General features: G+C 59.0%; 19 protein-coding genes and 1 pseudogene. 8 read left to right on the forward strand and 12 right to left on the reverse strand.

The genetic code is table 11. The annotated features are described in order from the left end of the window. Window positions 1-6 precede the first annotated feature (6 nt). Window positions 7-1,365 (reverse strand): sensor histidine kinase, encoded by a 1,359-nt coding sequence (locus ACQZ45_RS15470; protein WP_065705591.1) that lies wholly within the window; start codon window positions 1,363-1,365, stop codon window positions 7-9. Further along, window positions 1,362-2,024: a response regulator transcription factor gene (locus tag ACQZ45_RS15475; RefSeq protein ID WP_065705589.1), complete on the reverse strand. Its 663-nt coding sequence runs from the start codon at window positions 2,022-2,024 to the stop codon at window positions 1,362-1,364. The genes ACQZ45_RS15470 and ACQZ45_RS15475 overlap by 4 nt, the downstream gene beginning before the upstream one ends. A 135-nt stretch (window positions 2,025-2,159) precedes the next feature. Between ACQZ45_RS15475 and ACQZ45_RS15480 the strand changes: the two genes are divergently transcribed. Next, on the forward strand, window positions 2,160-2,708 hold the full coding sequence (locus ACQZ45_RS15480) for a hypothetical protein (RefSeq protein ID WP_448742348.1): 549 nt from the start codon (window positions 2,160-2,162) through the stop codon (window positions 2,706-2,708). A gap of 81 nt (window positions 2,709-2,789) precedes the next feature. On the opposite strand, the gene ACQZ45_RS15485 is transcribed toward ACQZ45_RS15480, so the two are convergent. The 4 genes from ACQZ45_RS15485 to ACQZ45_RS15500 form a co-directional block, all read right to left on the reverse strand. Further along, window positions 2,790-3,296, reverse strand: a complete 507-nt coding sequence (locus ACQZ45_RS15485) for a DUF992 domain-containing protein (RefSeq protein WP_004431368.1) — start codon at window positions 3,294-3,296, stop codon at window positions 2,790-2,792. Beyond that, complete coding sequence (locus tag ACQZ45_RS15490) at window positions 3,293-3,616, reverse strand: BON domain-containing protein (RefSeq protein ID WP_004431370.1); 324 nt, start codon at window positions 3,614-3,616, stop codon at window positions 3,293-3,295. Before ACQZ45_RS15490 ends, ACQZ45_RS15485 begins: the two co-directional genes overlap by 4 nt. Window positions 3,617-3,647: 31 nt before the next feature. After that, a complete protein-coding gene (locus ACQZ45_RS15495; protein WP_004431371.1) occupies window positions 3,648-3,827 on the reverse strand; it encodes a CsbD family protein in 180 nt (59 codons plus the stop codon). A 140-nt stretch (window positions 3,828-3,967) separates the two neighbouring features. Continuing rightward, window positions 3,968-5,446, reverse strand: a complete 1,479-nt coding sequence (locus ACQZ45_RS15500) for a PAS domain S-box protein (protein ID WP_004431372.1) — start codon at window positions 5,444-5,446, stop codon at window positions 3,968-3,970. Between the two features lie 176 nt (window positions 5,447-5,622). On the opposite strand from ACQZ45_RS15500, the gene ACQZ45_RS15505 reads away from it, so the two are divergent. Next, window positions 5,623-6,612 carry a Bug family tripartite tricarboxylate transporter substrate binding protein gene (locus ACQZ45_RS15505; RefSeq protein WP_025594897.1) on the forward strand — a complete coding sequence of 330 codons (990 nt, stop codon included), beginning with the start codon at window positions 5,623-5,625 and terminating at the stop codon, window positions 6,610-6,612. Between the two features lie 282 nt (window positions 6,613-6,894). On the opposite strand, the gene ACQZ45_RS15510 is transcribed toward ACQZ45_RS15505, so the two are convergent. Further along, window positions 6,895-7,128, reverse strand: a complete 234-nt coding sequence (locus tag ACQZ45_RS15510; protein ID WP_162163082.1) for a hypothetical protein — start codon at window positions 7,126-7,128, stop codon at window positions 6,895-6,897. On the opposite strand from ACQZ45_RS15510, the gene ACQZ45_RS15515 reads away from it, so the two are divergent. The 3 genes from ACQZ45_RS15515 to ACQZ45_RS15525 all read left to right on the forward strand — a co-directional run bounded on the left by ACQZ45_RS15515 (window position 7,060) and on the right by ACQZ45_RS15525 (window position 10,244). Continuing rightward, window positions 7,060-8,850, forward strand: a complete 1,791-nt coding sequence (locus ACQZ45_RS15515) for an ABC transporter ATP-binding protein (RefSeq protein ID WP_448742349.1) — start codon at window positions 7,060-7,062, stop codon at window positions 8,848-8,850. The genes ACQZ45_RS15510 and ACQZ45_RS15515 overlap by 69 nt on opposite strands. A gap of 132 nt (window positions 8,851-8,982) precedes the next feature. After that, window positions 8,983-9,324 (forward strand): ArsR/SmtB family transcription factor, encoded by a 342-nt coding sequence (locus ACQZ45_RS15520; protein ID WP_065705679.1) that lies wholly within the window; start codon window positions 8,983-8,985, stop codon window positions 9,322-9,324. Beyond that, the gene (locus tag ACQZ45_RS15525; protein ID WP_448742350.1) at window positions 9,321-10,244 is read left to right on the forward strand and encodes an SRPBCC family protein; all 924 of its coding nucleotides are present in this window, start codon (window positions 9,321-9,323) and stop codon (window positions 10,242-10,244) included. Before ACQZ45_RS15520 ends, ACQZ45_RS15525 begins: the two co-directional genes overlap by 4 nt. A gap of 158 nt (window positions 10,245-10,402) precedes the next feature. On the opposite strand, the gene ACQZ45_RS15530 is transcribed toward ACQZ45_RS15525, so the two are convergent. From ACQZ45_RS15530 to ACQZ45_RS15540, 3 genes and pseudogenes are all read right to left on the reverse strand, one after another. Beyond that, window positions 10,403-11,212, reverse strand: a complete 810-nt coding sequence (locus ACQZ45_RS15530) for a transglutaminase-like domain-containing protein (protein ID WP_004431379.1) — start codon at window positions 11,210-11,212, stop codon at window positions 10,403-10,405. A gap of 117 nt (window positions 11,213-11,329) precedes the next feature. Next, complete coding sequence (gene katE, locus ACQZ45_RS15535; protein ID WP_065705580.1) at window positions 11,330-13,474, reverse strand: catalase; 2,145 nt, start codon at window positions 13,472-13,474, stop codon at window positions 11,330-11,332. Window positions 13,475-13,559: 85 nt separating this feature from the next. After that, window positions 13,560-13,661, reverse strand: a pseudogene (locus ACQZ45_RS15540) (DUF892 family protein); the annotation flags it as partial. A 289-nt stretch (window positions 13,662-13,950) separates the two neighbouring features. Between ACQZ45_RS15540 and ACQZ45_RS15545 the strand changes: the two are divergent. The 3 genes from ACQZ45_RS15545 (at window position 13,951) to ACQZ45_RS15555 (ending at window position 15,666) form a co-directional block, all read left to right on the forward strand. Then, complete coding sequence (locus tag ACQZ45_RS15545; RefSeq protein ID WP_013761045.1) at window positions 13,951-14,268, forward strand: PepSY domain-containing protein; 318 nt, start codon at window positions 13,951-13,953, stop codon at window positions 14,266-14,268. A 21-nt stretch (window positions 14,269-14,289) separates the two neighbouring features. Then, complete coding sequence (locus tag ACQZ45_RS15550; RefSeq protein WP_013761044.1) at window positions 14,290-14,883, forward strand: general stress protein; 594 nt, start codon at window positions 14,290-14,292, stop codon at window positions 14,881-14,883. A gap of 66 nt (window positions 14,884-14,949) precedes the next feature. Continuing rightward, on the forward strand, window positions 14,950-15,666 hold the full coding sequence (locus ACQZ45_RS15555) for a DUF72 domain-containing protein (RefSeq protein WP_065705678.1): 717 nt from the start codon (window positions 14,950-14,952) through the stop codon (window positions 15,664-15,666). A 45-nt stretch (window positions 15,667-15,711) separates the two neighbouring features. Here the strand turns inward: ACQZ45_RS15555 and ACQZ45_RS15560 are convergent, their stop codons facing one another. Together ACQZ45_RS15560 and ACQZ45_RS15565 are read right to left on the reverse strand one after the other, a co-directional pair. Beyond that, window positions 15,712-16,425, reverse strand: coding sequence for an anti-sigma factor (locus ACQZ45_RS15560; RefSeq protein WP_013761042.1), 714 nt, complete (start codon window positions 16,423-16,425; stop codon window positions 15,712-15,714). Next, entirely contained in the window at window positions 16,422-16,964 is a 543-nt protein-coding gene (locus ACQZ45_RS15565) for a sigma-70 family RNA polymerase sigma factor (RefSeq protein WP_004431393.1), read from the reverse strand. Before ACQZ45_RS15565 ends, ACQZ45_RS15560 begins: the two co-directional genes overlap by 4 nt. Window positions 16,965-17,055: the final 91 nt, after the last annotated feature.

The following is a 17,055-nucleotide window of genomic DNA, read 5'->3' on the forward strand; positions in this document are numbered from 1 at the left end:
CTTTCCTCAAGCTCCTGCCGGCAGGGCCAGCGAACAGGTAAGCCCGCCATTTTCGCCGCGCTCCAGCCTGATGCTGCCGCCATGAAGCTCCACAAGTTCCTTGACGATGGTAAGACCGAAGCCGTCACCCGGAACGGTCTCGTCCATGCGTCTGCCCGGCTGGAAAGCCTCCGAAATCCGGTTGTCCTCGATGCCCTGTCCATCGTCCGAGATCACGATCCAGACGTCGCGTCCGGTCTTTTTCGCGGAAATACAAACCGCGCTTTTGGCCCATTTGAATGCGTTGTCGATGATATTGCCAACGATCTCGTCCAGATCCTCAGGCGTGACATGCAATAGCAACTCGGGGTCCACATCGACTGTTGCGACAATCCCCCGGTCGGCATGAATACGCGACATGATATCAACGATATCGTCGATCCTCGGTTTGAGCGCGGTCACCGTGGTCGTGCCGCCTGCCGCGGTCTTGCGGGCTCTTGCCAGATGGTGACGGATGCGCTGGTCGATCCTGTCCACCAGCGCACGCATTTCGCGGTCCGGGTCGTTGGTTTCGTCGAGCGCAAGGTAGAGGCTTGTCACGGGAGTTTTCAGACCATGGGCGAGATTTGCAAAGTGCAGACGTGTTTCCGCAAGCCTCTCGCTATTCTGCTCCACGAGACGGTTGATTTCGCCCGAGGCGGGACGCAGTTCCTCGACATCCGCCTCCGGCAACCTGTCGAGTGTGCCTGCCGAAATCGAGGAAATATCGGCGGTGAGTTGCCGCAGTGGTCGCAGACCATATCTGACCTGCAAGAAGATACCGCCGACGAGGCTCGCGCCCAAGAGGGTCATGGCAGGTATCAACCACAGAAGCGCGCTGCGGGCGGGTGCAACCAGCGCGAATTGCGGCGCAGTGGCAGTGATTTCGACGAGGCGCTGTCCAACCATGGTTTGAATGGATCTGAGATAGAGCTTCTCGCCGTGAAAATCGGTATTCGCGCCGGGACGAGGGCCGTGGCCCATCATTTTGCGCCATTCGAACGGGGAGGGCGGGTTGGTTATGGTTTGCCCCGCGAGCGACCGAGAGACGATCGCTACACCCTCGCCGGTGATCTGCCAGTACCAGCCGGAGCCGCGCCTGTCGAATGGCGGGCCGTCCAGCGCGGCGTTGAGTGTCACGCCGCCGCTTGCGCTGCCGGAGAGCGCGCTCCGCAATCCCTCTATCTGCGTGTCGAGCCGTTGGTCGATCTGTTCACGCACCACGGCGGCAACGATGAGATAGAGTATGATGGAAGCGACGATCACGGTCGCGGTGACGAAAACCACGGAAAAAACCGTGAGGCGGCGCGAGATCGACGAACCCGGAATGGCCGAAAACTCCCTCATGGCTCTGCCTTCAGCATGTAACCGCGCCCGCGAACGGTCTCTATATGCCCGGCACCGATCTTGCGCCGCAGGCGGGCAATGATCACTTCGATGGAATTGGAATCCACTTCCGCATCGCCCTCATAGACCCGTTCGATGAGTTCGCGGCGGTCGACCACCACTTCCTTGCGCAGGATGAGGCAGGAGAGGACCCGCCACTCCAGCGCGGTCAGCTTCAGCGGCAAGCCGTCCTGTTCGAAGGTTCCGAGCTGCGCATCGAAGATGAGCGAACCGCAGGTGATGGCGGAGGCGGCGTGGCCGGTGGCACGGCGAACGAGTGCACGCAGCCGCAGCACCAGTTCTTCCACCTTGAACGGCTTGGTGAGAAAATCGTCTGCTCCCGCTTTGAAACTCGCCACCTTGTCCGGCCATCCGTCACGCGCGGTCAAAACGAGCACGGGCAGGTTCCGCTGCGCCGACCGCCATGATTTCAGAACCGATACGCCATCGATTTTCGGTAATCCCAGATCGAGGACGGCCACGTCGTAAAGTTCGGTAAGCCCGGCATGTTCGGCATCCTCGCCATTCTGCGCGATGTCGACGACAAAATTTTCCGCCCGCAGGCTGGCTGCGATGCGCCGGGAAAGATCGGTATCGTCTTCAACGAGAAGTATGCGCATGATCCTGCCGTTTCGGTTTCGTGGGCGGTGTTTTAACTAGGCCCGGAAGGCTTAACTCAACCTGAACCACAAGGTTCAGGCTGCTGGTGGCGCCTGGCAGGTAAAAAGGCCCTGTCAATCAAACAGGAGACCACCATGTCCCACTCTGAAGAGAATAACGAAATCGCAGCACCGAAGGCCACTTCTGACACTCCCGTGCCGCCGCACCGGAAACATCGCCGTAAAACCGCCGCGTTCGCCTTTGCGGCCGTTGCCATGCTGGCCGTTGGGGCAGCTGCCGGAGCCGGTGCGGTGAAGCTGACACGGCCGACGCCCGAGATGGCGCCGATGACACCCGTTGCCATTTCCACCGTCAAGGAAGGAAATCTCGTGACCCTGAAGGGCAAGGTCGCCGAGATTTTCGACAACAAGTTCATCGTTCAGGATGATAGCGGCCGCGCACTCATCGATACCGGCCCCGAGGGCGACAATGGGAAGGTCGTGACTGTCGATGAAGCGGTCAGCGTTCAGGGCCGTTTCGACAGGGGTGTCCTGCGGGCAAGCTATGTCGTCCGTCAGGATGGCAGTATCGAGGCACTAGGACCGGCAGGCCGTCCGCCGCATCATGGTCCTAAAGAGGATATGATGCGCGGGCCAAAAGGCGACGGCCCGATGGGCGAGATGATGCCTCACCCCAAACCCTGATATCGGGGCCTGATCTGCGCCAGACGGCGCGGGCTCGAAGACGATAACCGTCCCGAGCCCGCGCCGCCGGTTTTTTAAGGTTTAGCCTGCACGCTTCAACTGCAGACGCGAGACACCCGCAGCGATGTTAACGCCGGTGCCGACTTCGGCGCTGAGCGGCTGAAGCGCGAAGTTCTTGGCATTGCCGCCGATCAGTGCATTGGCGCCCAAGCCCACGCCGACCGATGCGGCAGCGGAGGCACCAACATAGTTGCCGCTCAACGCACCGTCACCCACGCGGCTGGCTGCGGTGTTCAGCACGATCCAGCTCATATAGGTCTTGCCGGTTACGCCGATGTCGAGACCGAGCTTGCCGATCGTGCCGGTATAACGCTCGGTCTTGCCGGAGCGCTGGCGAAACTCGCAGGCCACGCTCTTGCTGGAGCCGACCACAAGGCCGACGCCGCCGGCAATTTCGCACGACAGGGTGCCGACGCGTTCCTTCTGCGCGGTTTCCATAGGGCGCTTTGCATTGTGCTTCGTTTCGGCTGAAGCAATCGGGGCAAGGGCCAGGGTTGCAATCGCGGTTGCGAGAACGAATGTCTTCATTGTTTTTCACTCCTGTTGTTATTCGCTAGATGGATGCGCCGGGACGGCGTCTCCAGATAGGTGCAAGGCCGCTGCCGTATCGCCAGATCGGCGATGATGGGCCGCGACGCGAAACATTCTGCGATGATGACCGCATGTTCGAAGGCAGAGAGTGTTTCCACCTCTCCGGAGAGCACGATACGGCCCTCCACGGAGGTGACGGAGATCGAGCTTTTTTCCTGCCCGTCCGCATAGGCGATCACGGCTTGCAACGCGGCGCACAGGCTGATCTCCTGGGGATCGCAGCTTGACACCTGGTTTGCATCGCACGAGAGCATCATCGTGAAACCTCCTGCCTTGAACATAGATGGTTCACTTGAGAACTTTGTTGACGGCGTCCTTTGCCTGTCCGAGCTTCTCCTGCGCCTGGCCAGCCAGTTTCTCGGCCTTGCCTTCTGCCTGAAGCTTGTCGTTGCCGGTGATCTTGCCGGCTGCTTCCTTGATGGTGCCCTTGGCTTGACGGGCGATACCTTCGATACGGTTATTGTCCATGACGAACTCCTTCCATCGTTAGAGGGTGCCGCTGTTGGTAGCGGCATGATGGTAAGGTAGTTCGGAAAAATCACAGTTTGCAGAGCAATAGCTACTAGTTGAACTGGTACAAACTGACCTATTTTCGCGTTCGGCTGCGGTTATTTTTCCCTATGGCCGGTAAAACCGCGCTCGCGTGCCCAGATCACGGCGGCGGTGCGGCGGTTGACGCCGATCTTGCCGTAGAGTGAGGCGATATGGTTGCGGATCGTATGCTTGGACAGGTTCAGCCTGTCGCTCATTTCCTTGTCGCTGCATCCATCGCAGATCAGTGACAGGATTTGCTCCTCGCGCTCGGTGAGATCCTTGAGGGAGGCTGAAGACGTTGTGCCGCGGGAGTTCTGCCGCAGCCCTGCCAGCCGCTCGACAACCGTCCGGCTGAACCAGGATGTATCGGTCATGACGCTTTCGATCGCTTCAATCAGTTCGTTCTCGGTTCTACGCCGCTCAGTCACGTCCTGTATCGCCCAGATGACACAGAGCTGATCGTTGATCTCGGCGCGTTCGGCGGAAACGATGCATTCGGCCAAACCGCCACCGGAAAGATTCATGCGCATGTTCTCATCGCGGATGGGGATGTTGTCCTTCAGCCGCTTTTCGAGATCGCGGCGCGCGCCCGCGTCCTCCCACAGCCGCAATTCGCTGGCCGTCTTGCCCACGACTTCGGCCTCGTTGCGTCCGCACAGCACCAGAAACGCGTCATTGACTTCCATCAGAACGAAGTCGTCCAGCCTCGAAATTGCTGCCGGGACAGGCGACAGGCGAAAGGATTTGAAGAAGCGCTCCTCGCTCTGTCGCAGAGCGTTCTGGGCTTTGCGGCGGCCGTCCAGATCGGCGAAGGTGAACAGCATGCAGGGTTCTTCGGCAACGGCGATCGTTTCGCCGGCCACGATGACCAGCCTGTCGCCTCCGGGGATGGGAATGAGCGCCTCGCGCTGACGGATGAGCCGGCCATCCTCCAGCTTTTTCAGGGCGTCCTCGCCTGTGTCGCACTCGGAAAACAGTCCGAGTTCCTCGACACTGATGCCGATGATCTCTTCACGGCTGAACCCGGTCATCTCAAGGAAACCCTGATTGACGCGAATGAAACGCTTGTCCTCCAGCCGGCATATCAGCCCCGGCGCCGGATTGGCATTGAAGGCGCTCTCGAAGCGCGCCTCCGCCTCGAAACGCGGCGTTTCGTCCCGGATGATCAGGACCAGAACATCCGGTTTTGCGCCAGCATCTTCAAGAACGAGGCCGCGCACCGTGTGGACCCAGCATTCCGCTTCATCGCCGCTTGGCGATATCTCTACCGTCACATCTTCGAAGGTCTCGCCCGCCAGAAGCCGTTCAAGCGGATATTGTCCCTCGTCGAGCAGGTGGTTGTTGCGGTATCGAAGCGTGAAATTTCGCCGATAGGCAGCGGCATCCTCCCCAAGCTCAGGCATTGCTTCTATACGGTGCATCTGAAGGGCGGCCTTGTTGGCCCAGGCTATCGTTCCGTCGTTTTCGAGCAGGATCAACCCGTCGCTGAGGCCAGCTATGAGGTTTTGCAACACGAGCCGGTTGATCTTGGGAATGTTTACGCTGTCGTCCATGTTGCCCCCGGTATTTCAATGCTTTGTGCCCGCTATAACGCGCGGTTCCGCCAAGCGTTGCAGGGCAGGCGTGTTGCGTGGCCTTCCAGCATGGTTTGCGATGCCGGTTGCTTGCTCTCAGGTCCATTTGAGCTACTATGCGCTGATGGCGGGGAGGCCATTCTACAGGAGGGTTCATGAATTACCGGTCTTTGAAACGGCGTATGGTGTTGAAACTTGCGGCTACGGCTGCTTCGTTTTGCATGATGGGACTGACGGCGAGCGCGCAGGGTTTTCCTGATCGAACGATTACGCTGGTCGTTCCCTTCGCGGCAGGTGGCTCAACCGACGTGGTTGCGCGTGTCATCGCACAGAAAATGGGTGATGAGCTTGGTCACCAGATCGTCGTTGAAAATGTTGCCGGTGCAGGCGGTAATCTCGGTGCCGACCGTGTCGCACGCGCAGAGCCTGACGGTTACACGATCCTGATGGGCACCGTTGCTACCCATGCCTTGAACCCGCTCATTCTCAAGACAAAGCCTTACGATCCGCAAAAGGATTTCGCCCCGGTCTCGCTTCTGGTCGTGGTTCCCAATGTGCTTGTTGTCAATCCGAAGCTGAACGTCAACAGCGTCGCGGAATTGATCGCGCTTCTGAAAGCCGAACCCGACAAATATGCCTACGCCTCGTCCGGCAATGGCACGCCGCTGCATCTTTCAGGGGAATTGTTCAAGAGCATGACCGGTGTGAGCATGCAGCACGTTCCCTATAAAGGTGCCGGCCCCGCGCTCAACGATCTTCTCGGCAACCAGATTTCGATCATGTTCGACAATCTGCCGTCGTCGTCCGGCCACATCAAATCCGGCACATTGCGGGCGCTTGGCGTAACGACCGCCGAGCGGGCGTCATCATTCCCGGATCTGCCGACTATTGCCGAAACAGTACCCGGTTATGAAACCTACACGTGGAACGCGCTGTTTGCGCCTGCCGGCACACCGGCCGATGTGGTGGACACACTGAATGCGGCGGCCAAGAAAGCGCTTGCCGATCCGGGTGTGGCGGCCCGCATGGCCGAATTCAGCGCCAAGATCGTCGGTTCTTCGCCCGATGAGCTGAAAAGCCACGTTGCAGCCGAAATCGCCAAGTGGGAACCGGTCGTCAAGAACGCAAACGTCCAGATGGATTGACCAGATATGTTCTCGCCGCGCACCGGAGCCTGGGTGCGGCGGGGAGCGCCACCACGCAAAAAAACGTGGCCGAAGCTTTCATTGGCATCGGCCACGTTCGTTGCCGTCACACCAGCTGATGTGTCGTTTTCGCATCACTTGCCATAAGGTTGCAATTACCCGGTTGGCAACGGCGAACAGCTCAGGTACAAATTTCTCACCGCGTCAGATCGAACATAGGGAGGCGTTGCATGACATCATCATTCATCAAGTTCCTCCCGCGTGGAATGAACCGACACTAGGTCATTTCCATTCGTGGCCCGCCCCGAGCGCGCCCCACATGCGGTTTTGTTTTCCTTCATAGCCCGATTGATCTGACGGGATCATTTTGTTTTCCGCCCGGGCTGTGCCATCCAACTTCCGTTTTTGAGGACCGGTTGCCGAACGCATGGCGCCGTGCTGGTTAAAATGTCTCGCAAGAAGCTCGATTTCCGCGCCGATGCCTATCGCCATGTGCTCGGCTTTGTTTTCCACCATTGGACCCACCGGCGGGCATTGGTGGGCTTTATTGTTGTGCTGGTGATTGCCAGCACGCTGGCCGAAGTCATGGTGCCGGTTTTCTCCGGCCAGATCGTCGATGCCATTGCCGGCGGCAACGGGGCTGACCGGGCGCTGCGCGCCTTTGTCGTCGTCGTGGCGCTGGGCTTGACAAGCGTAGTCCTGCGCTGGTTCGTGTTTAACGGCATCATCAGGCTGACGCTGAAAACCATGGCGGATGTGGCGAATAACGGTTTCTACCGGGTGCAGCGGTTCTCAACCGACTGGCACGCCAACAGCTTTGCCGGTTCCACGGTTCGCAAGATCACGCGTGGCATGTGGGCGCTTGATTCACTCAATGACGTGCTTCTTATCGCCCTGTTGCCCTCCATCGTCATGCTGGTGGGCGCCACCGTCGTGCTGGGTAGTTACTGGCCGATCATGGGCTTGATCGTGGGCACGGGGTCGCTGATCTATGTCGGCGTCACCGTGTTGCTCTCCATGGGCTTCGTATCGCCGGCCGCAAGACTTGCAAACGCCTGGGATACCAAGCTTGGTGGCGCCCTGGCAGATGCCGTCAGCTGCAATTCGGTGGTCAAGGCTTTTGGCGCCGAGACTCGCGAAGAGGCGCGGTTGCGCCATGTGCTGGCCAAATGGGACAACCGTACGCGAAGGACATGGAAACGCGGCACGCTGAACGGCACGATCCAGGGCTTCATGATGGTATCCATGCAGGCCGGTATTCTGGGAACAGGCCTTGTCATGTGGCAGCAGGGGCTGGCGACGCCGGGCGACATCACCTTCGTGCTGGCGATGTTCTTCGTCCTGCAGGGCTATCTGCGTGATGTCGGTCAACACATCCGTAATCTGCAACGTGCCGTCAACGACATGGAAGAGTTGGTGTTGCTCGACAAGATGCCTTTGGGTGTCGAAGACAGGCCGGATGCCAGGCCGATCAGGATAGAGAAGGGCGAAATCGTTTTTGACAACGTCACTTTTCAATACGGCGCGCATCCCAGCCCGCTCTATGAGGACTTTTCAGTCACCATCAGGTCGGGTGAGCGTGTGGGGCTGGTCGGGCATTCGGGGTCGGGAAAGACGACATTCGTCAAGCTTATCCAGCGGCTTTACGATGTGAATTCCGGCTCGATCCGCATTGACGGCCAGGACATCGCCAAGGCCAGGCAGGCAAACCTGCGCAGCCAGATCGCCATTGTGCAGCAGGAACCCATCCTGTTCCACCGCACGCTGGCGGAAAACATCGCCTATGGCCGGCCGAGCGCCTCACGGCGTGAGATCGAGCGGGCGGCGAGGCAGGCAAGCGCCCATAACTTCATCATGTCCCTTCCCAAGGGCTATGAGACGATGGTGGGTGAGCGCGGCGTTAAATTGTCTGGCGGGGAGCGGCAGCGTGTCGCCATTGCCCGTGCCTTCCTCGCGGATGCACCGGTGCTGATTCTGGACGAGGCGACATCGAGCCTCGACAGCGAAAGCGAAGTGCAGATCCAGGAGGCCATGGAACGTCTGATGGATGGCCGCACTACGCTGGTCATTGCGCACCGGCTTTCCACCGTGCGGGCGCTTGACCGTCTGCTGGTGTTCGACAAGGGCAAGATTGTCGAAGAGGGCGACCACCAGGCGCTGATCCGTCTGAATGACGGCATCTATCGCCGGCTGTTCGAGCGGCAGGCGCTGGAACTGACCAAGGGTCTGGTGGCTTAAAAAATGAAACGCCGGGGCAATGCTCCGGCGTTTTTCTTTTGCGCGGCGGCCAACAAATGCTCACGGTCGAACACTTAGCTAATCGACGAAGTTTTCCTTGCGTTAGAGCCGTGCTGCATGATAGTTAGCATTATGACTAAGCATTCGCCCGAACTATCGCTGATCTTTCAGGCTCTGGCCGATCCGACACGCCGGTCTATTCTAACGAAGCTCGCGCAAGGGCCTGCCCGCGTCATGGAATTATCCGCTCCCACGGGGCTGCGCTTGCCGACCGTGATGCGGCATCTGTCGGTACTGGAGGAGGCGGGGCTTATCCGCAGCTCCAAGGATGGGCGGGTGCGCACCTGCGCTATCGTGCCCGAGGCTCTGGAGCCGGTGCGGACATGGCTTGATGAACAGCGGGCCATTTGGGAGAGCCGGCTCGACCGGTTGGAGGCATTTGCAATGCAGGCTGCGAAGGAGCGCACGGAATGATGTCGAAACTAAATCAGGACGGCACCCGTGCTGAACCCCATCTTGGCGATGGCCGCTTTGCAACGCTGAGCTTCGAAAGGGTGGTCGCTGTTCCATTGTCGGTCCTCTGGCAAGTGTGGACGTCGCCTGCCGCGCGGGCTGTCTGGGCAGCGCCCACGCCCGCCGTGACCGTGGAGTTTCTGGAAGCCGATACTAGAGTTGGCGGACGCGAAGTTTCGCTCTGCAAGGTCGATGGGCAGCCTGATATTCGCTGCGAATGCGGGTGGCTGGAATTGCAGCCAGCCTTGCGCCGCGTCAATTACGAGGTGGTGTCGTCCGGTGACGTGACGCAGTCTGCGGCGCTGGTGACCGCTGATTTTTCGGCGACGGAGCAGGGCAGTCGCGTTGTCGTAACCGTGCAGCTTTCCTCATTGGCTGCGGATATGCAGGCGGGTTACCGGCAGGGCTTCGGTGCTGGTCTTAACAATCTGACCGAGGTGGCCAAACGGACAATGGTGCTGGAGCGAACGATAAGGGCGCCGCGCAACATCGTCTGGAAGGCCTGGATGAATTCCGAGACGCTGCCGCAATGGTGGGGACCGGAAGGGTTTTCGTGTCGCACGAAGAGGATCGATCTGCGAACCGGCGGCGAGTGGGTGTTCGACATGATCGGACCTGACGGCACTGTCTTCCCGAACCATCATCGATATATCGAGGTCAGGCCTGAGGAGAGGATCGGCTACACGCTGCTCTGGGGCGAAAACGGGCCGAAACATGCCGACGCCTGGGCTTCGTTCGAGGATCAGGACGGCGCGACGAAGGTCGTGCTCGGCATGGTGTTCAGCACGGAAGCCGAGTTCCAGGACGCGAAGGGTTTTGGAGCTATCGAACTGGGTCAGCAGACGCTCGGCAAACTGGAACGCTTTGTTTTCGCATCGTAATCGCACCGGGGCTGAACTTCGACAGGGGCCGCTTCCGGCCGATGAATTCATCGCCTTTCACCGTCAGAACAAGTCGACATACGGTTCCGCTCCCGAGGTCATTCAGGTCGCGTCGGTCTAGGTCGAGCGAGACCTGAGCGTCTTGACGCTACCCGTCGCTATCCGGCCAGTTCTTCCGTAATGACTTCGAACCGCTTCAGGATAGCCGGCCCGAAGGCGGTGGACAGGGCGACGTCTGTCGCATCTCGTCCTGTCGCCATCAAGATGCGTCCGATGCGGGGCCTGTTGTGACGGGCATCGACCGTATACCAGCGGCCGCTGAGATAGACTTCGAACCAGGCGCTGAAATCCATCGGATTGGGGTCCTTCGGCACGCCGATATCACCGAGATAGCCGGTGCAATAGCGAGCGGGGATATTCATGCAACGGCAGAGGGTGATCGCAAGATGTGCGAAATCGCGGCAAACCCCGGTCCGGTCGATGAAGCCGCCATATGCCGTCCTGAGCGGATCGGCTTTCTCGTAGTTGAAGACAATATGGGAATGCACAAAATCGAGGATCGCCTGCACACGGGGCCAGCCGAGCGGTGTTGCCGAGAAGTTTTTCCAAGCGAAGTCCGCTAGGCGGTCGGTATCGCAGTAACGGCTGCCTAGCAGGAACACTAGAACATCGTCTGGTAAATCCTTGATATCGTGCTGGAAAGCGTTTTCAGGAACCGGATCTGGCAGGCCGCCGTCATATATGTCGAACCGCGTCGAGATCGTCGTCACGCCTGGCGGTGCGGTTATGCGGCTGCAGGCGTTCCCGAAGATATCCATATAACCCCAGGCCTCGATCGGCCTGTCGAAGGTCAGCACCTGTTCGGTGAGCAGATCTGCGCGCCGGCTGGGGTGGAGATTGAGAACAAGCAGCATTGCCGTCTCATTCTCGCATTCATAAGCAATATCGAACCCGGCGCGAATCTTCATTCAGTACATCCTTTATGAGCCATCTTGATGTTGTTCACGCTGAAACGTTTTCACGCCCTCGGGCGAGCGATCGTGCGTCATCAAGGCGCGGCATTGTAGCCGCGCCCGCCTGTGATTTCACTTTACCGGCGGTGACGCCTTGCCGAGTTTTACGGAAGGTTCCCGTCCCCAGACACGCAGCTTGCCAAGGTTCGACACGAAGCCAGCGAGGCCTCCCTCACCTGGGAGGATAATCGTGCCCTCGTCAAGATCGCCTGCGATACCGGCCTTTTCCAGCAATGGCAGCGCCGACTGGTCGTAACCTATGAACTTGCAGTGCTGGAAAGCGTCGGCCACGAAGTCACGCGCCGTCGCCTCGTTGACCAGATCGTCTATCCCCTCGGCAGAAGTCAACAGTGCAACTGCATCGAAGAGAACCGATGGCCCGCCGTCGATCATGTGATGGGCCGCAATCCAGCTCCCGTCTGAGGCGGTGAAGCCACCGACCTTCGGGGCTATCAATTCGCAGACGGCTTTTTCCTTGGTAATCGCCGACATCAGGCCGTTCAGCAATTTGGCGTCGACACCATCGGTGACGAGTATACCAAGCTTGCGGCCTTCGAAGCGTTTCGGACCACGCTCAACGATGCTGAGCGCCGGCGAGGGTTCCAGATCCTGACGTGTCGGCATGGCGGCATCCGCCGGCTTCGGCATAGACTTGAAACCCAGCTTCTGCGCGACGGTGTTTGCCAGCGTCTCGTCGATGTTCATGAGATGCGACACCATGCGTTCGCGGATCACGGCTGTTTCCACCTTGCTCAGTTCGAATGTCAGGGCTGCCGCGATATGACGCTGTTCTGGCGGGGTCTGGCTGATATAGAACTGTCTTGCCTGGCTGTAGTGGTCGGCAAAGCTCTCGGGGCGCAGCCGCGCCTTGATCCCCTGTTCTTCTGCCGGAAAATGGCGATAGCCACGGCTCGGCGACTCGCGCGGGCCTTCACCGAACGAGTTCGGCTGGTAATTCACCCTGCCAACAGGATTGCGCATGGCCATGTGGCCATCCTGCTGGAAATGCGCGAAGGGACATTTCGGTGCATTGATCGGCAGATGGGTGAAGTTTGGCCCGCCAAGGCGTTTCAGCTGGGTGTCGAGATAGGAAAAGTTGCGGCCCTGCAATAGCGGATCATTGCTGAAGTCGATACCCGGCGGCACGTTCTGCGTCATGAACGCAACCTGCTCGGTTTCGGCAAAGAAGTTGTCGGGCATGCGGTCGAGCACCAGTCGTCCGACCGGCTGCGGCTTCAGGATTTCCTCGGGGATGATCTTTGTCGGATCGAGCACGTCGAAATCGAAGCTGTCGGCAAACTCCTGATCGAAGAGCTGCACCTGCAATTCCCATTCCGGGAAGTTGCCGGACTGGATCGCCTGCCACAGATCGCGGCGATGGAAATCGGGATCGGCGCCATTGATCTTGACCGCCTCGTTCCAGGCGACCGATTGAAGCCCGAGCTTCGGCTTCCAGTGGAACTTGACGAAGGTCGATTCATCCTTGGCGTTGACCAGGCGGAAGGTATGAACGCCAAAACCCTCCATGAAGCGGAAAGATCGCGGTATTGTACGATCCGACATGGCCCACATGACCATGTGCATGCTTTCCGGCGTCAGGCTGATGAAGTCCCAGAAATTATCATGGGCCGTCTGCGCCTGCGGAAAAGCCCGGTCAGGTTCCTGCTTGGCGGCGTGGATCAGGTCGGGAAACTTGATGGCGTCCTGAATAAAGAAGACAGGAATATTATTGCCGACGAGATCCCAGTTGCCTTCCTGTGTATAGAGCTTCACTGCGAAACCGCGCACGTCGCGCGCAAGGTCAGCTGAGCCCTTGTTGCCCGCAACCGTCGAGAAACGGACGAAGGCTGGTGTCTTTTCGCCGGCGCGCTGCAGGAAATCCGCCTTTGTGTATGCGGAGAAGGACTCGTAGGTCTCGAAGAAGCCATGCGCGCCGTAACCGCGAGCATGCACGACGCGCTCGGGAATGCGCTCATGGTCGAAATGGAAGATCTTTTCGCGGAAATGGAAATCATCAACGACGAGCGGACCACGCGGCCCGACCCTTAGAGAATTCTGGTCGTCCGCGACCGGCCCCCCTTGAGCGGTCGTCAGCACCGGCGCGTCGTTTTCGGCTGTCTGATGCAGCTCGCCGCCAGCACCGCGCTCCAGCTTCTGGTCATGGATCGTCACGGTTTCGGTCTTGTCGCTTGGTGATGTGGAGGTGGTCTTGGCCATGGTGTGGCTCCTGAATTGGAAGGGGCCTATCCGACCCGGAAATGAAAAAGCCGCCCTAAAAGGCGGCCTAAGCTTGGAAGGGTCCCCGCACGGTCTTCGGCAGAGCCTTCAGCACTTGTTGTTCGGCGAGACAGATGTCCTTGAGCGTATCGAGGAACAGGTCATGCAATGTAGTTTCCGCAGGCATGTGGGAATCCGATCAACTTTGAATGATGTACTTGGACAACCCCTGAGTGGAGACGATGTTCCTGCTCCCGGAAAAGAATTCACATTCCGGTCCGCGGTGGCATCACAGCGATGCCAGTAACCGGTTGAATAGGCGGACGTTCCTCATCCGGCAGAGATAGTTCGGTTGCGTTTCGACGATGATGGAACGGCAAGGCCTGCAAATTCTATTTTCAGATTGGCGGAACCATGAGGCCCGACATGTTGTTTCCCTGTCGAGCCTGCACTGAAGGCTACAACGAGGAAAAATCATGAAAAAGCTTCTTTTAGCCGCCGCGCTTCTCGGCGCGTCGACCCTTGGCGCCTTCGCTCAGACGTCCACCGCTCCAGCCACCGATGGCAGCAAGCCTGCCGTCGCCACGCCAGACACCAAGAATGCGACTGCGCCTGTGGAAGGCGCAAACAGCTTTACCGAGGAACAGGCGAATAAACGCCTTATGGACGCCGGATATGCCGAAGTGACCGGTCTTACGCTCGACGACAAGGGCGTGTGGCAGGCCAAGGCCTCGAAGGACGGCAAGTCCGTAAACGTGGCGCTCGACTATCAGGGCAATATTGTCGCTAACTAATTCAATCTTTGGGAGAATCCTATGAAGACCGTTACCGGACTTTTCGACGACTACTCCGATGCCAGCGCCGCCGTTACTGCACTGGAACAACGCGGCGTGCCGTCTAAAGATATCAGCATTGTTTCCAACAATGCAGACGAACGCCATGGCAATGATACAAAAGCTGCCGAAGGCGCAGGCACGGGTGCCGGCATCGGCGCTGCCGTCGGTGGTGTTGGCGGCCTGTTGACAGGCCTTGGCATCATGGCAATTCCCGGCGTCGGACCGGTGGTTGCGGCGGGCTGGCTTGCCGCGACGGCGGCAGGCGCTGTGGCCGGTGCCGTTGCAGGCGGTGCCGCCGGCGGCCTTATCGGCGCGCTGACGGACGCAGGCGTTTCCGAAGACCACGCCCATGTTTACGCAGAAGGCGTTCGCCGGGGTGGCACGCTCGTGACCGCGAAAGTAGAGGACAGCCTTTATACGGACGCCGAGGAAGTCCTGCGCCAGTCCAACTGGGTCGATCCGGACAAGCGGCGCGCGGCCTATGCCGAAGACGGTTGGTCACGGTTTGACGACACGCTCGATCCTTATGAGCCCACTGAAATCGAACAGGAACGTCTGCGTTACAGACGCTAAGCGTTAAAATCAGAGAAGGTCGGCATGTGCCGGCCTTCTCTTTGAAAGTCTCGGGGGCAGGTGAAAGTGCCGGTCATTGCAACAGCTGGATGGTCGATCCCCAAGACTGTGGCGCACCGTTTTCCCGAAACGGGAAGTGGGCTTAGCCGATATGCTGCCGTATTCAACGGCGTCGAGATCAACTCCACCTTTTATCGCCAACACCGGCCGACGACGTTCGAGCGTTGGGCAAATTCGGTGTACGATGACTTCCGCTTCGCCGTGAAGCTGCCGCGCGAGATCACGCATGAGCGCCGGTTGCGAGAAATCGGACAAGTCTTCAAGGCATTTGTTGGAGAACTTGCGGCGCTGGATGGCAAGCTTGGACCCTTATTGTGCCAGTTGCCACCCAATCTCGCATTTGATGTCTCCGACGCGGAGGCCGCGTTTGATACTATGCGTCAGACCTTTCCCGGCATGCTCGTACTCGAACCGCGTCACACAAGTTGGGCCACGCAGTCAGCGCAAGAGGTTCTGCAACGCTATGCCATTGATCGTGTGCTGGCCGATCCTGCACCGGTCTGGCCGGCCAGTGATTTCTCCGAGCCGCCCAAATATGTCCGGCTCCACGGCGCTCCCCGGATTTATTATTCCGACTACAGCGCCGCCGAAATCCTCTCGTTTAGAAAAAGCCTTTCCGCCGAATCCTGGTGCGTTTTCGACAATACCGCCTCCGGTGCCGCAATAACGAACGCTCTGGCAATGCTCGACGATTGCGCAACCACTAGACGGTGCGCGGACTGAAATCATGTTTCAGCAGTTGGCAAAAGCGCATGAAGGCGTGACGCCTTAAAGCTGCCTTCGTGCGGTGCCGATCGCGATAACAGGGCCGGTCGCCTGACCAGTTGGTGATCCACCGAAGGGTTCCACGCTGATCGCGAAGGTCGTGCCTTCCGAAATGTTGTTACGCATATCCGCCGGGATAATGAGATCGCCATTCGTCCCGGGCTGGAAGACACCGAGCGAACGGGTCTTGCCGCCATCCATCACAAGCCACAATTCCAGTGATTTCTCATCGGCCTTGCCGGTCGCAACCGGTATAATGTGCATCCTGCCGGTCTCTGCATCGTAGGATGCAAGCAGGTTGACCTGGCTGTCCGTTGTCGAAAGTTCGGCTACCAGCGGAGCTGTGCCCTGCCATTTTTCGGGAAATGCGGCGTAAACGATCGCTGCCACGGCAGTCGCGCTCGTGACGACCGATATCCATCGCCAGAAGGATGCGGAACTCCACAGGCTGCCATTGGCGTTGCTGGTCTTGCTGCCGAACAGGCGTTCTTCAATGCGAGCGAGAATGGCCGCACTCGGCGCCTGTTCTTCGTAATCCACGTTGAAGTCTGAAAATTCGCTTTCCCAACGGTGGACCAGCTGCGCGAAGACCCTGTCGTCCTGCATGCGCCGCTCGACCTCACGACGCTTTTCAAACGGCAGCACGCCGAGCACATATTCGCCAGCGAGTATTTCGTCGCGCGAATGCATGCCCTCGCTGTTTTCGCTCGTGGTCATCGCTGCATGCACTCTCTGAGTTTGAGAAGGCTTCGCCGCAGCCAGGTTCTGACCGTGTTGAGTGGCACCCGCAATTCCTTGGCGAGTTCGATATAGCTCAGCCCTTCGATATAGGCACGACGCACCGCCTGCGCATGAACGGTTTCAAGTTCCTGCATGCAATTGTCGATCCTGCGACCCTCATCGGCCAGAACGACCTGCTGCTCCGGATTGCGGATGCTGTCATCGGCAAGGTCATAGGCTTCGTCAATGTCGTCGCCCACGGGTTTGCGGGCCCTGATCGTATCGATTGCATGGTTTCGGGCGATTGCGGCGAGCCACGTCGACGGTGTGCCGGCGCTTGCTGCAAATGTGAGGGCTCGTTGCCAGATCTTGATATAGACTTCCTGAAGCGCTTCTTCGGCTTCGGTCCTGTCACGCAGGATTTTCAGGCAGATGGCATAAAGCTTCGGGCTGGTGGCTTGATAGAGGGAAACGAATGCCGAGCGATCGCCCATGCCGACGCGGTTTATGAGCGTTGCTATCTCTGTACCCTGCATTCGAACATCCCTTCTTGCGCCTCCTATATAGGGTTGTCCTTTGTGGGAAGGCAAGGCATGCGCGAAATGAAGTTCACGTCTTCCCGGCCAA

The organism is Agrobacterium sp. 16-2014-1-2a, from assembly GCF_053522705.1.